Raw genomic sequence first — 13,805 nt, forward strand, 5'->3', positions numbered from 1 at the left:
GAGGGGGATCACCAGAGCCAGGTACGGTCTCCGACGATCGCGCGCCAGGTCTTCGCGAGGCTCAGCCGCTGCGTGGGAACCGCGAAGAAGGCGATGGCCATGACACCCATGTCGATGATGTGGCTGTCGACGAGCGGATTGGTGGCTCCGGTGAGAGTCAGGGGGAACTCGGCCAGGTACATCAGGAGCAGCATCGCCGCGCCGGCGATCGCACCGAGGCGGACGCCGATCCCGGTCATGAGGGTCACACCGACGGCCAGCAGTCCGAGCATGAACAGCCAGTCGACGAGGGCGTTTCCGGCGAGGGCGGCGAACACGTCGGCGAACGGGCTCTCCGCTGTCGCGTTGCTCAGGAATCCGGTGGTCGGGCTTCCGCCGTTGATCCACGCCCGCTCTCCCGGCGTGACGTATCCGAGCCCGAACACCTTGTCGAGGAAGGCCCACAGGAAGTAGAACCCCATCAGGATGCGCGTGACCGCGATGGCGATCGGCAGAGCGGAGTGTGTCGCCACCGGGGCGTCGACGGCGGAGCCGGACGGTGCGGGTGTGACGGTGGGGGCGGCCATGATCGGACCTTTCTCATTCATTCGGTGCTCCGGAGCAGTGTCCGGTGCGGGTTGATGAGACAAGTCTCTGCCCGACTGAGAGCTCCCTGGGAAAACTCGGTGCGCAGCCTCCATGTGGTCTGACCACAAGGAGTGAGTTTGTGTGGACGATCTACAAACGGGCGATTTCTCCCGTCCGCCCTCAGTGGAACAAACGACGCCAGACGTTCGTGTCGGCGAGATCGATGAGCTCGTCTCCCCGGCCCGACAGCACGGTGCGCAACGCCCACAGCGTGAAGCCCTTGGCTTGCGACGCCGTGATGGCCGGCGGCATCGACAGTTCCTCTCGCGCGGTGACGACGTCCAGGAGCACGGGTCCCTCTTCGGCGAACGCGCGCTGAAGGGCCCCTCGGAGGTCCGCCGCCTTCTCCACGCGGATGCCGGTGATCCCCACCGACTCTGCGACATCGGCGAAGTTCGGGTTCTGCAGATCCGTGCCATAGGTGACGATTCCCGCGGCCTTCATCTCCAGTTCCACGAAGCCCAGGGAGGAGTTGTTGAAGACCACGATCTTCACGGGGAGCTCGTTCTGACGGATCGACAGGAGGTCGCCCAGGAGCATCGCCAGTCCCCCGTCACCCGACAGCGCGACCACTTGACGATCACGGTCGACCGCTTGTGCTCCGAGCGCCTGCGGCATGGCGTTGGCCATCGAGCCGTGGAGGAACGACCCCAGCAGTCGCCTGCCGCCGGTCAGGTGCAGGTATCGCGAGGCCCAGATGACGGGGCTTCCCACGTCCGCGGTGAACACGGCGTCGGGGGCAGCCAGCTCGTCGATCAGTCGCGCGACGTACTGCGGATGGATCGGTTCCTTGCCGTCGTCCACCGCGAGATCGTCGAGCTGCGCGCGGGTCTTGGCGTAGTGCGCGACGGAATCGGAGAGGTGCTTGTCCTTCCGCCCCGGTTCGATCTGCGCGCGAAGAGCGGCGGCGGTCTCCTTCACACCGCCGACGAGACCGACGTCGATCGGGGTACGACGCCCCAACTGCTCACCGCGGATGTCGACCTGGATGACCTTCGCCTTCGAGGGATAGAACTGCCGATACGGGAAGTCGGTTCCGAGCATGAGGAGCGTGTCGCAGTGCTCCATCGCGCGATACCCCGAGGCGAACCCGAGGAGGCCGGTCATCCCGACATCGAACGGATTGTCCGCCTCGATGTGCTCCTTGCCGCGCAGAGCGTGCACGATCGGCGCCTGCAGAGCCTCGGCGAGCGCGAGCACCTCCGCCCGCGCCCCCGCGACGCCGGCTCCGGCGAGGATCGTCACCTTCTCGGAGGAGTTCAGGAGGTCAGCCGCCGCGCGCACCGCCTCGGGCGCGGGCACCACCTGTGAGGAGGAGGCGCGGATCGGAGCCGAGGGACGCCGGTCGGGCGCATCGGCGAAGAACACGTCACCGGGCACCACCACGACCGCCACGCCGCGCTTCTCCACCGCGGCGCGCATGGCGATCTCCAGCACCCACGGCAGCTGCGCGGGGTCGGCGACCAGTTCGACGTACACACTGCACTCGCGGAAGAGCTCTTGCGGGTGCGTCTCTTGGAAGTAGCCGCTGCCGATCTCCTCGGAAGGGATGTGCGAGGCGATGGCGAGCACCGGCACCCGGTTGCGATTGGCGTCGAAGAGTCCGTTGATGAAGTGCAGGTTGCCCGGACCGCACGAGCCGGCGACGACGGCCAGTTCGCCGGTCAGCTCGGCGGCGGCACCGGCCGCGAAGGCGGCGGCCTCTTCGTGCCTCGCGTGCAGCCAGTCGATGCGACCGTCTCTGCGGAGGGCATCGGTGAAGGCATTGAGGGAGTCGCCGGGAAGTCCCCAGACCTGGGTGACTCCGGCGCGGATCAGGGTCTCGACGAAGAAGGAGGCGACGTTCGACATGCAGCCGACGTTACGCCTCACCCGCAGGGGTGGGACCGCCCTTGACGGATCCGCGAACCTCCGTATCCCGTGTGAGTCACCGCCCACCGCGTGTCAGAGGTTGCATGTCCTCCGGATTCTCGGAATCGTGGCCGACTCCGCAGCAATCCACGGAAGGAGAGCACCATGCTCACACTCACCGAGAACGCCACGATCGCCGTCAAGTCGCTCACGGAGCAGGTCTCCACCGACACCGGCGGACTCCGTATCAGCGAGGCGGTCGCCCCCGAGACGGGCTACGCCCTCACGATCGCGGGAGCCCCCGAGCCCGACGACACCGTCGTCGAGAGCGCGGGTGCCCGGGTCTTCGTCGACCGCGCCGCCAGCATCGCCCTCGACGACCGCGTCCTGGACGCGCGCGTGTCGGACGACGGCTCGGTCGGCTTCGCACTCGCGCAGCAGCGCTGACAGCGTCCCGCATTTCAGGAACGCCCCGGTCCACACCCGGGGCGTTCTTGTGCGTGGGAAGGACGGCTGCCGACCGGTCGGAGGCACGCGCCGCCGGAACCTCACCGGAAGTCCCGCGAGCGGTGGGACACCCCCACCCTCAGATCCTCGAAAGCGTCGGCGACGAGATTGGTGACCCCCTCGGGCGAACGCTCCAGGATGCCCCGCGCGATGAGGGCGGGAGAGTCACGCAGCACCCGCCGGAACCTCCCCCAGACGCCGGCCGAGCACACGATGTTGACGAGGCCGTGCTCGTCTTCGAGGTTGAGGAAGGTGATCCCGGAGGCAGTCGCCGGTCGTTGCCGATGCGTCACGAGCCCGGCCACCTCGACTCTCCTGCCCACTTCGTGTGTGCGCAGGCCCGCCGAGGTGAGCACTCCGCGCGCATCCAGCTGCGAGCGGTAGTGAGTGAGCGGGTGGTCGTCTGTGGAGATCCCCGTCGCCCAGAGATCGGCAGCGAGGATGTCGTAGCTGCTCTGGTCTCCGAAGAGCGGCGGCTGGACGGCGACGAGGGTTCCTTCGAGGAACTCCGCGCGGTTCTGCGCGGCATCGCCGGCGAGCCAGATGCCTTCCCGTCGCGAGATGCCGAGAGACTCGAACGCCCCCGCCGTCGCGAGCGCCTCGAGCTGGGGGGTCGTCGCGCCGGTACGTCTGACGAGGTCGCGCAGGTCGCGGAAGGACCCCTCCTCGGTGCGGGCACGCACGATGCGCTCGGCCAGCGCCACACTGATCCCCGAGACCGAGGTGAGCCCCAGCCGCACCGCGAACGCACCGTCGCGGCGATGCTCGGCGCTCTCATCGGGAGCATCCGCGTCGAAGGGGGGCACGGGGGGCTGTCGACGTGCGATGCACGACTCCCTCCCCGTCGGGCGTCGCACCTCGCCCGGCGACGCTCGCCCGCCCTCCCGAGACTCCCCGTCGAGGGGCTCCATCCCCGCATTCACTCCCGAGGCATGCAGGTCCGGGCGCCGCACCGTCACCCCGTGCCGGCGCGCATCGGATACCAGCGAGGACGGCGAATAGAAGCCCATCGGCTGCGCTCGCAGCAGCGCGGCCAGAAACGCGGCCGGGTAGTGGAGCTTGAGCCATGACGACGCGTAGACGAGGAGACCGAACGACAAGGAGTGGCTCTCGGCGAAACCGAAGTTCGCGAACGCCTGCACTTTGGCGTAGATGTCGTCGGCGGCCTGCCCGACCAAGCCGTGTCGTTCCATGCCGGCATAGAGCTTCTTCTTGAGCGAATCGATCCTCTCGACACCGCGCTTGGAGCCCATCGCCCGGCGAAGGAGGTCAGCATCCTCGCCGCTGAGATCCCCCACCGCCATGCCCATCTGCATGAGCTGCTCCTGGAAGACGGGGATTCCGAGGGTGCGTTCGAGCACCGGGATCAACTTCTCGTGCGCGTAGGTGACCTTCTCACGCCCGAGCTTCCGGCGGACATAGGGGTGCACCGCGCCGCCCTGGATGGGCCCCGGCCGGATCAGGGCGATCTCGATCACGAGATCGTAGAACCGTCGTGGCTGCAGCCGGGGCAAGAGCCCCATCTGCGCGCGTGACTCGACCTGGAACACCCCGATCGAGTCCGCTCGGCACAGCATGTCGTAGACCCCCTGCTCCTCCTTCGGGATGGTCGACAGCTCCCACTCCTCCCCCGTGGACTCGTGGATCATGTCGAAGCAGTACTGCAGCGCCGCGAGCATCCCGAGCCCCAACAGATCGAACTTCACGAGTCCCATCCACGCGGCGTCGTCCTTGTCCCACTGGATGACGGTCCGGTTCTCCATGCGGGCGTGCTCGATGGGCACCACCTCCCCCACCGGGCGATCGGTGAGCACCATGCCGCCCGAATGGATGCCCAGATGGCGAGGAGCCTTCAGTAGTTCGCCCGCGTACTGGAGCACCCGTTCGGGGATGTCGTGGTCGGCGGTCTCGAAGGTCCCGTCCCACCTCTCCACCTGCTTCGACCAGGCGTCCTGCTGACCGGGGGAATGCCCGAGAGCGCGCGCCATATCGCGCACCGCGTTCTTCGGGCGGTACTGGATGACGTTGGCCACCTGCGCGGCGCGGTCACGGCCGTACTCCTCGTACACCCACTGGATGATCTCCTCCCGCCGGTCCGAGTCGAAATCGACGTCGATGTCGGGTTCCTCGTCGCGCAGCGCGGAGAGGAACCGCTCGAAGGGCAGGTTGTAGGCGATGGCGTCGACCGCAGTGATGTCGAGCAGATAGCAGACGGCGCTGCTGGCCGCCGATCCGCGCCCCTGACACAGGATGCCGCGACGCCTGGCCTCCTGGACGATCCCGTACACGATGAGGAAGTATCCGGGAAAGTCCTTCTGCTCGATGACCGCCAGCTCCCGCTGGATGCGAGCCCGATCCGCCTCGGACGCATCGGGGTACTTCCGGGGCACCGCTTCCTCCACGAGGTGCCGCAGCCACGACATCGGCGTGTGCCCTTCGGGGACGGTGAGCTTCGGAAGGGCCGGCTTGGCACGCCGGAGGGGAAAGGCGAGCTCGTCGGTCAGAGTCACGGTCCGCTCCACTGCTCCGGGATACCGCCGGAATCGACGCGCCATCTCCGCTCCCGACCGCAGATGGGCGCTGGCGTGCGCGGGCAGCCATCCGTCGAGCTCGTCCATCCCCCGCCGGGCCCGGACCGCGGCGATCGCCGCCGCGAGATGCACCCGGTCGGGGACGGCGTAGTGGACGTTGTTCGTCGCCACGACCGACAGCCCACGTTCGCGGGCGATCCCGAAGAGCACGTCGTTGTCCCGCGTATCGGTCGGGGCGCCGTGGTCGATGAGCTCGATCGACACCGCATCGCGCCCGAAGAGCCCGACCAACCGATCGACCTCGTCGGCCGCCGCCGCCGCGCTGACCGCGAGCGCGCCGCGAACGGAGCCCTTCCGGCATCCCGTGAGGATCGTCCAGGTGCCCTCCGCCCGGGCGGCGAGATCGGCGAGGTCGTAGACCGGCCGCCCCTTCTCCCCTCCGGCCAGCTGGGCGTGGGTGATCGCGGAGGCGAGACGGTGGTATCCCTCCTCACCGCGCGCGAGTACCAAAAGATGGGTTCCTTCGGGATCCGGCTCCCCCTGCGGCACGTGCGACAGTCCCAGGGAGAGCTCCGCTCCGAACACGGTCTTCACCTGCAGCTGCTCCGCCGCCTCCGCGAACCGCACGATCCCGTAGAAGCCGTCGTGGTCGGTCACCGCCAGCCCGTACAGCCCCAGCCGCTCCGCCTCCTCGGCGAGCTCCTCGGGCGAGGAGGCTCCGTCGAGGAACGAGTACGACGAGTGGGCGTGCAGCTCGGCGTAGGGAACGGCGTCAGAGGGCCGGACGATCGGCGGAGCCTGGTACTTCTGTCGTTTGCGCGAGAAAGCTGGGCCGTCTCCGCCGTCGAGGGCGGGACGCCCCGAGAGCACCCGTTCCATCTCCGCCCAGGAGACCGCCGGATTGTTGAAGCCCATCAGGCGCTCCCCGCCCTCTGCCGAGGACGTCGCTCAGTCATAGCGGCCCTCCGCATGCCAGACCCCCGCCTCGCACACCAGGAGCCACGCGGTCTGGACGACATCGACGACCTGGAACCGGTGTGCGTGACGGGCGCGAGTGGGGTCCCATCCCCGCTCGACGATCGGCCACGGACCGGCCCACGTGCCGATCTCCCGCCGCCTCCCCTCGACCACCAGAGCAGCGGGTTCGGCGGTGAGCTCGCCTCGCGCGTCGACGGCTACCATGTCGCCCTCGGCATCGACCACATCGACCGGGGCCGGCTCGACGAACACCGTCGACGGCAGCGGATCGGGAAGACTCCCAGGCCACGGCCTCGCCGGAGTGGAGCCCGGACGCCTCGCCCCCGCGCCGGAGGTCGCGCCGGAGGCCGCGCCGCCCTGCTCGATCCGGTCGCCCCAGGGAACGAGCACCTGCCGCTCGCGCAGCCACCGGCCGCCGCCGAGCGCGGGGGTGAGCACGCCGCGGTGCCCGATCATGGCCTGCACCCGGGACAACGCGTGGTGCACCCGTTCTTCGGGCCCTGATCCGAAGAGACCACGAACGTGATGGGCGGCCGCCTCCACCCGCTCGGGCTCGAGGCGGACGTGTGCGACGGCGCTGCGCAGAGCCTGCTCCGCCAGCTGCCAACGCACGCGGTCGACGACCCCCGCGGCGTCGAAGGCGCCGGGGTGGAGCCAGACCCGTGAACTGCGTTCGCCGCGCTCGCCCGTCACGACGATCCGCAGCTCGGTGCAGACCAGGTCGACCGCCCCCAGTCCGGTGATGAACGCGTCGGCCGCCATACGCGTGCCGAACGCCACCTGCTCGGCCAGGTCGAGCGGAGGTTCGAAGCCCACCTCCCGGTGGAGCTCGGGCGGGGGCGTCCGCGGCGTGACGGCACGGGAGTCGACCCCCGCCGCCAGGGAGTGCAGGCGCGCGCCGCGCGGGCCGAACCTCTCCACGAGCCGCTCCGGCGGGAGGGCGGCGAACTGCCCGAGAGTCTGCACTCCCAGACGCGCCAGGAGGTCGACGATGTCCTCGTCGTCGAGCTGGGAGATCGGGAGCCGAGAGAGGAACGCCGCCGCCTCACCGGCCGGCACGATCCGCACCGGCTCGCTCGGGCGGGTGGCGGCACGGGCCGCCTGCTCGGCGGTGAAGGGGCCGTCGGCCACCCCCGCACGCACATCGACGAGGCCTTCTTCGATGAGTGCGCCCGCCAGCGCGGTCGCCGCCGCCGCTTCTCCCCCGTAATACCGTGCCGGCCCCCGGGCCCGCAGCGCGCACAGCCCCGGGGCGAGCAACTGCACTCCCGGAGCGAGGTCTTCCACTCGGGAGACCAACGGCGCGAACACCCGCTGGTCCCGCACCGGGTCGGCATCGACGACGAGCAGCTCGGGGCATCGCGCCTGCGCATCGCGACGACGCTGCCCTCGCCGCACCCCTTCGGCACGGGCCGCCGCCGAGCAGGCCAGGACGGCCCCCTTGTGGATCACCGCGATCGGAGCCGCCGCATCCAGCGGAGACTCTCCGTCGCGAGTCGTCGCGACGACGGGCCAATCCGGCACCCAGAGGACCAGGCTGCGTACGGGCGCGGTATCGGCGGGGAACGGTTCCATCTCACACCGCCGATCGGAGGGGAGCGAGATCCTGCGCGGGACGGATGCGGCTCTGCCCCTCGGCGACCGGGGCCAGCCGCCCGTCGGGCGACGGCAGCAGCATGCGCTCCTGCCGGGGAACGGGGAACCGGCGACTGCTCACCGTCACCGTGAGCTCCCGCGCGGCGAGCAGTCCGTGCCCCTCCCCGAGCCCCGACCACTGCCCCTCGTCCACGGCGATCATCGCCTCGGTCTGCGGCCAGGGCCCTTGGACCAGCAGAACGGTGCCGCGATCGCGCATGCGGGCGGAGAGCCGCGCGACCTCCGCATCGCGCGCGCGGCCGGGAGGGCGGAGGGCGACGACCGGGATCACTTCGGCGATCGCCGAGGTGATCGCGAGCCACCGCGGGCCGGGATCGGGAACCAGCACCAGGCGAGAGAGGTCTACTCCTCCGTGCGCCGCCGCCTCCACACCGAACTCGGGCATCCCCACGACGGCGCACCATGATCCTTCTTGGGACGGCGCAGCCAGGAGGGCCGACAAGAGCGACATGGACGCTCCCAGCGCATACGAGGCGCCGACCCGGAGCCCCCGCCCGGGCAGGAGAGCAGCGAGCGCGGGATGAGTGGGCAGCACCGGCGCGTCGATCGAGCGCCCCTGCAGCTGTTCGACCTTGGCTCGCAGCGCGCGGACCGTGTCGAGCGACGTATCGACGTCGCCCGTCACGGCCGCAACACTCTGCACTCTCGCCCCCACCACGACAGGTTAGAACTTTTGTTCTAACGACTCAAGATGATGGATTCGAAGATAAGGACGACCACCGACACTGCGTCGGAGTGAGGGATTCCCGCCGAGGAGGAGCTAGGCGGCCAGCGCCAGGTAGGGCTCCCACGCCGGGTCGCTGCGCTCCGTGCCACGCACCGTCCACTGCGTTCCCCGCGGCGGCTGCGGCACCCAGCGCAGCTCCCACCCCATCTCCTGCGGCGTCCGGTCACCCTTCACGTTGTTGCACCGCAGGCAGCAGGCGACCAGGTTCTCCCACGAATCCGCTCCGCCGCGGGACCGCGGCAGGACGTGGTCGATGGTCGAGGCACCCTTGCTGCAGTAAGCGCACCGATGCCCGTCACGCCGGAGCACTCCGCGGCGCGTGACGGGCACGCGACGCGCACCCGGGACCCGGACGTATCGGGTCAGGAGGATCACAGCGGGGCGGTCGAAGGCGCCCCGCGTTCCCCACACCGGATCTCCGTCGACACGTTCGATGACGGTGGCTTTGTCGTTCATGACGAGCACGAGCGCTCGCTTGAACGAGACGACGGCTAGGGGTTCGTATCCTGCGTTCAGCACCAGAGTGCGCATTCGGTGTCCTCTCGAACTGCCGTGACGGCTTCAGCGGTTGTTCGGTGTGCGACGTTTGCGCGATCGGAGTGGTGCGGGCACGAAAAAAGGCGCCGTCAAAAAGACAGCGCCTTGGATCCGCGACGAATGTCGCGGCAGTCGTGCACACGATGCCGAAGGACATAGCGACCGAGCGCATTCACGGTTCGAATGCGGGGTACTGCGTCCATCTGCTCCCCCTCCGCTCGCGCGGGCGTCGGGATCAGGCTAATGCACAGCGGGACCGGTCCGGCCCATCGCGCGAGGATCGGACGTCGCGTGTCGGTCGTCCGACACATCCGAGTCCGGGCCAAAAGCAGGCCAAACCGGTCGAGAACGGCGTTCCGTGAGCCCCGCCGGCGGTTCACCCTGCTTTTGGCACACGAGAACCGCTGTCGGCGCCGTCGAGGGCGCGAACGACGTCAGCCGACGTTGGCGCGCAGCCAGGACTCGGCGTTGACGTACCCGCCGTTGAGCCGGATCTCCAGGTGGAGGTGCGTGCCGAACGCGCGTCCCGTGTCGCTGACCTGGCCAATGAGCTGACCCGCCGACACGGTCTGACCGACCGAGACGCGGCGGCTGCCGTAGAGCATGTGCGCGTAGAGCGACGTGACGCTCTTGCCCCCGATGTTGTGGGCGATCTTCACGTACACACCCCACCCGGGGCCGCTCTCGCTGGAGGCGACGACCACACCGTCGGCGATCGCGTAGATGGGCGTTCCCCGCCCGACCATGTAGTCGGTGCCCTTGTGACCGGCGTAGGGGGTTCCGAAGTTGTTGAAAGACGTGAGAGGACGCACGACGTCTCCCGCCGCGGCGATCGTCTCGGGAACCGACATGCTGACCGAGGAGGACGAAGAGGCGCGCGACTGCGACGCGACGCGCGCGGCGAGGGCGGCCTTGGCCGCCTCTTCCTGCTTCTTCTTCTCGATCTCCTCGGGCGTCGTGGCCGAGTATCCGCCACGGTCGAGGGCCTCGGGCGTGGCCTCGGAGCCGATGACGAGCGACTGCGCGTTCTCGGCGGCGACCTGCTGCAACGTCACGGCGTCCGCGTTCTCGCCCCGGGCAGCGGCGAAGGCGGGGATCGCGACGGTGGCGACCATCCCGGCGACGGCGGTGACCGTCAGGAACGTGCGCACCGGATGGGCCGTGCGTGCCGGCGTCGGACGACGACGGGCGGGTACATTCGCTCCGGTGGCCGACGTCGTGGCGACGGCCCGTGATCGGATGAGGCGGCGACCGCGCCCACGCGGAGCAGGGGTGGTCTCGGCAGGTGTCGTCTCGGACTCGGGTCGTTCCTTTGACGAATCGAACTGTTCGGCCAAACTTTCCTCCCGGCCTTCGCATCCCCCGAGGCCGGGTGAGGCGGGTCCGTCGGCAGTGTTCGTCGTACTGTGTCGGGCACAGATGTACGGGCTTCACCGCACGAACGACGGACCATCAAGGCTTTCCGTGCGGAGGTCCTGTGGCGGGCTTCTCGCCGTCGGACGTACCGAGGCTACCGGAAGGTAACGAATATGTCACGCATCAGACACTCGAAGACCGGCGTTCTGCGCCGATACCCAGGGACGCGGACGTCCGAGAGAACACTCAGACGGTGGCCGCGACCTCGGTGAGGAAGATGTGCGAGGCCACCTCGACGGGCAGCTCCAAACCGTCTTCCCGGCCGTCCATCTGCACGAGGACGTAGCCCTCGTTGAACCGGAACCGACCGCTCGCACCGGGCAGCACGCCTGCGGCGCGCAACTGCTCGAGCAGTTCGGGGTCAACCTGTACGGGCTCGGCGAGGCGGCGGACGGTTCCCTCGATCGGACCGTCCTCGGTCTGCAGGGCGCGGACCAGTCCCACGACCCCGTCGTGGAAGGTCCGGGCAGGAAGGTCGCCCAACTGGTCGAGCCCCGGGATGGGATTGCCGTACGGCGATTCGGTCGGGTGGCCGAGCAGCTCGATGAGGCGCCGCTCGACGAGCTCGCTCATGACGTGCTCCCAGCGGCAGGCCTCTTCGTGGACGTAGGCCCAGTCGAGCCCGATGACGTCGCTGAGGAGCCGCTCCGCGAGACGGTGCTTGCGCATCACGTCCACCGCCTTCTGGCGGCCCGCATCGGTCAGTTCCAGCGACCGATCGTCAGAGACGACGACCAGACCGTCGCGCTCCATCCGGCCGACGGTCTGTGAGACGGTCGGGCCGGAGTGCCCGAGACGCTCCGAGATGCGGGCGCGCAGAGGAACGATGCCCTCTTCCTCGAGCTCGAGGATGGTGCGCAGGTACATCTCGGTGGTGTCGATCAGATCGGTCATGGCAGGCCTCGTCGCGCGGTTCTGGGGTGCGGTTCCAGCCTATCCGTTTGTGACGGCCTCTGGCCGCGCGGCCCCGGCGGCCAACCCTAGAATCGGTCCATGACCCACGTCACCCTCCCCCGCGAGATCCTGCCCTCCGACGGTCGCTTCGGCTGCGGCCCGTCCAAGATCCGCGCCGAGCAGATCGCCTCGCTCGCCGGCCCCGGCTCGGTCCTGCTGGGCACCTCGCACCGTCAGGCCCCGGTCAAGAACCTGGTCGGCCAGGTGCGCATGGGACTGTCCGACCTCCTTCGCCTCCCCGACGGCTACGAGATCATCCTCGGCAACGGAGGATCGACCGCCTTCTGGGACGCCGCGGCGTTCGGACTCATCGAGAACCGCGCTCAGAACCTGGTGTTCGGTGAGTTCGGCGGCAAGTTCGCCGCCGCCGCCGGCGCCCCGTGGCTGCAGAGCCCGGACGTCCGCAAGGCCGAGCCGGGAACCAGTGTCGCCGCCGAGCCCGTCGAGGGCGTGGACGTCTACGCCTGGCCGCACAACGAGACCTCCACGGGAGTCGCCACGGCGATCAGGCGCGTGACGGGCGACGGGGGGGCGCTGACCGTCATCGACGCGACCAGCGCGGCCGGAGGCATCAACTTCTCCGTCTCGGAGAGCGACGTCTACTACTTCGCCCCGCAGAAAAACCTCGGCTCCGACGGCGGCCTGTGGTTCGCCGCCGTGTCCCCCGCCGCGATCGAGCGGATCGAGCGGGTGGCGGCCTCCGGACGCTACATCCCCGAGTTCCTCAGCCTGAAGAACGCGCTCGACAACTCCCGCCTCAACCAGACGCTCAATACGCCCGCCGTGGCGACCCTCCACCTGCTCGACAAGCAGCTGGAGTGGATCAACGGCAACGGCGGACTCGGCTGGGCGTCCGCCCGCACGGCGGAGTCGTCCAACGCGCTGTACGCCTGGGCGGAGGAGACGGCATACACGAGCCCGTTCGTCGCCGATCCCGCCGACCGCTCCCCCGTCGTGGCGACGATCGACTTCGACGACACGGTCGACGCCGCGGCCGTCGCCGCGAGCCTGCGCAGCAACGGCGTCGTCGACACCGAGCCGTACCGCAAGCTCGGCCGCAACCAGCTGCGCATCGCGACGTTCGTCTCGATCGAGCCCGACGACGTGCGCCAGCTCATCAAGTGCATCCAGTACACGGTGGAGCGCCTCAACGGCTGAACCGTCACGGCCGTTCCCGCAGGTCTTTCCCTTCGTCATCCCCGTCGTGCACAACGGCGGGGATGACGGCTCTCGGGCGGCGTGTCGGCAGGGGATGACGGCGTGTCAGGGGGCGTGTCCGCCGTTGTGACCCGCGTGAGCCCGGGTCCCGGAGCACCCCGCGGGAGGCTCAGACCAGGGGCGAGGGCCGGGGGTCGAGGACGGCCGAGACGATTGACTCGATCGCGAACTCCGATGCACGGGCCAGGTCGACCGCCGCCGGCTCGAGGAGCCACTGCACCTGGAGTCCGTCCATGACGGCCAGGATGCTCGCCGCCGCATCGTCGATGACGGCCGGCGCCTCGATCCCGCGCTCGGCGCACACGCGCCGGAAGGCGGCGTCGACCTCGGCACGGAGCGTCCGGTAGCGCCCCTCGAAGTAGGCGCGCCCGGGATGGTCGTCGGTGACCGATTCGGCGGACAGCACGGCATAGGCCTGCACGATCCCGGCACGCTGGGAGTTGTCCAGCGCGGTCTTGACGAGATGGCGGAAGAGGTCCATGCCGTCGGGGATGTGCTGCCCCTCGAGGTCGGCGACATCGGTCTGGTCGCGATGGACCAAGACCTCCAGCAGGAGCTGATCCTTCGACCCGAAGTGGTGCAGGATCCCGGCGTGGGTCATCCCGACCTGATCGGCGATGTCCTGCAGCGTCCCACCCGCGAATCCCTTGGCACCGAAGATGTCGACGGCGGCGTCGAGGATCTCCCGGCGTCGCGCGATCGTCTCCGGCCGCGAACGCGGCTGACGGCGGTGATCGACCATGCCTGGATCCCCCTCTCGAGTTGTCGGATCAGAGTCTACGCAGTGCCCCCGGCCTGGTTTC

The 13,805-nt window shown here is 69.4% G+C and carries 11 protein-coding genes; 2 read left to right on the plus strand and 9 right to left on the minus strand.

Annotated features, from left to right (window positions below):
• Positions 1-8 precede the first annotated feature (8 nt).
• Positions 9-566, minus strand: a complete 558-nt coding sequence (locus QM591_RS05890; protein ID WP_415130554.1) for a hypothetical protein — start codon at positions 564-566, stop codon at positions 9-11.
• A 181-nt stretch (positions 567-747) separates the two neighbouring features.
• The gene (poxB, locus tag QM591_RS05895) at positions 748-2,478 is read right to left on the minus strand and encodes a ubiquinone-dependent pyruvate dehydrogenase (protein WP_415130556.1); all 1,731 of its coding nucleotides are present in this window, start codon (positions 2,476-2,478) and stop codon (positions 748-750) included.
• Positions 2,479-2,643: 165 nt separating this feature from the next.
• On the opposite strand from poxB, the gene QM591_RS05900 reads away from it, so the two are divergent.
• Positions 2,644-2,925: a HesB/IscA family protein gene (locus QM591_RS05900; protein WP_415130558.1), complete on the plus strand. Its 282-nt coding sequence runs from the start codon at positions 2,644-2,646 to the stop codon at positions 2,923-2,925.
• A gap of 101 nt (positions 2,926-3,026) precedes the next feature.
• Here QM591_RS05900 and QM591_RS05905 read toward each other — a convergent pair whose 3' ends face one another.
• From QM591_RS05905 to QM591_RS05930, 6 genes are all read right to left on the minus strand, one after another.
• A complete protein-coding gene (locus tag QM591_RS05905; protein WP_415130560.1) occupies positions 3,027-6,431 on the minus strand; it encodes an error-prone DNA polymerase in 3,405 nt (1,134 codons plus the stop codon).
• 33 nt (positions 6,432-6,464) lie between these two features.
• Entirely contained in the window at positions 6,465-8,069 is a 1,605-nt protein-coding gene (locus QM591_RS05910) for a DNA polymerase Y family protein (RefSeq protein WP_415130562.1), read from the minus strand.
• 1 nt (position 8,070) lies between these two features.
• Complete coding sequence (locus tag QM591_RS05915) at positions 8,071-8,775, minus strand: hypothetical protein (protein ID WP_415130564.1); 705 nt, start codon at positions 8,773-8,775, stop codon at positions 8,071-8,073.
• A 135-nt stretch (positions 8,776-8,910) separates the two neighbouring features.
• Complete coding sequence (locus QM591_RS05920) at positions 8,911-9,408, minus strand: HNH endonuclease (protein ID WP_415130566.1); 498 nt, start codon at positions 9,406-9,408, stop codon at positions 8,911-8,913.
• A gap of 440 nt (positions 9,409-9,848) precedes the next feature.
• Positions 9,849-10,565 (minus strand): M23 family metallopeptidase, encoded by a 717-nt coding sequence (locus QM591_RS05925; RefSeq protein ID WP_415130568.1) that lies wholly within the window; start codon positions 10,563-10,565, stop codon positions 9,849-9,851.
• A gap of 451 nt (positions 10,566-11,016) precedes the next feature.
• On the minus strand, positions 11,017-11,724 hold the full coding sequence (locus QM591_RS05930; protein ID WP_415130570.1) for a metal-dependent transcriptional regulator: 708 nt from the start codon (positions 11,722-11,724) through the stop codon (positions 11,017-11,019).
• 99 nt (positions 11,725-11,823) lie between these two features.
• Between QM591_RS05930 and serC the strand changes: the two genes are divergently transcribed.
• Positions 11,824-12,942, plus strand: coding sequence for a phosphoserine transaminase (gene serC / locus QM591_RS05935; RefSeq protein WP_415130572.1), 1,119 nt, complete (start codon positions 11,824-11,826; stop codon positions 12,940-12,942).
• A gap of 169 nt (positions 12,943-13,111) precedes the next feature.
• Here serC and QM591_RS05940 read toward each other — a convergent pair whose 3' ends face one another.
• A complete protein-coding gene (locus QM591_RS05940; RefSeq protein ID WP_415130574.1) occupies positions 13,112-13,744 on the minus strand; it encodes a TetR/AcrR family transcriptional regulator in 633 nt (210 codons plus the stop codon).
• Positions 13,745-13,805 lie beyond the last annotated feature (61 nt).

It is taken from the genome of Microbacterium sp., assembly GCF_047607225.1.
GTDB lineage: Bacteria > Actinomycetota > Actinomycetes > Actinomycetales > Microbacteriaceae > Microbacterium.

Bases quoted from the DNA above. Each gene is read 5' to 3' on its own strand.
- QM591_RS05890 (WP_415130554.1), bottom strand. From the start codon at position 566: ATGGCCGCCCCCACCGTCACACCCGCACCGTCCGGCTCCGCCGTCGAC.
- poxB (WP_415130556.1), bottom strand. From the start codon at position 2,478: ATGTCGAACGTCGCCTCCTTCTTCGTCGAGACCCTGATCCGCGCCGGA.
- QM591_RS05900 (WP_415130558.1), top strand. From the start codon at position 2,644: ATGCTCACACTCACCGAGAACGCCACGATCGCCGTCAAGTCGCTCACG.
- QM591_RS05905 (WP_415130560.1), bottom strand. From the start codon at position 6,431: ATGGGCTTCAACAATCCGGCGGTCTCCTGGGCGGAGATGGAACGGGTG.
- QM591_RS05910 (WP_415130562.1), bottom strand. From the start codon at position 8,069: ATGGAACCGTTCCCCGCCGATACCGCGCCCGTACGCAGCCTGGTCCTC.
- QM591_RS05920 (WP_415130566.1), bottom strand. From the start codon at position 9,408: ATGCGCACTCTGGTGCTGAACGCAGGATACGAACCCCTAGCCGTCGTC.
- QM591_RS05930 (WP_415130570.1), bottom strand. From the start codon at position 11,724: ATGACCGATCTGATCGACACCACCGAGATGTACCTGCGCACCATCCTC.
- serC (WP_415130572.1), top strand. From the start codon at position 11,824: ATGACCCACGTCACCCTCCCCCGCGAGATCCTGCCCTCCGACGGTCGC.
- QM591_RS05940 (WP_415130574.1), bottom strand. From the start codon at position 13,744: ATGGTCGATCACCGCCGTCAGCCGCGTTCGCGGCCGGAGACGATCGCG.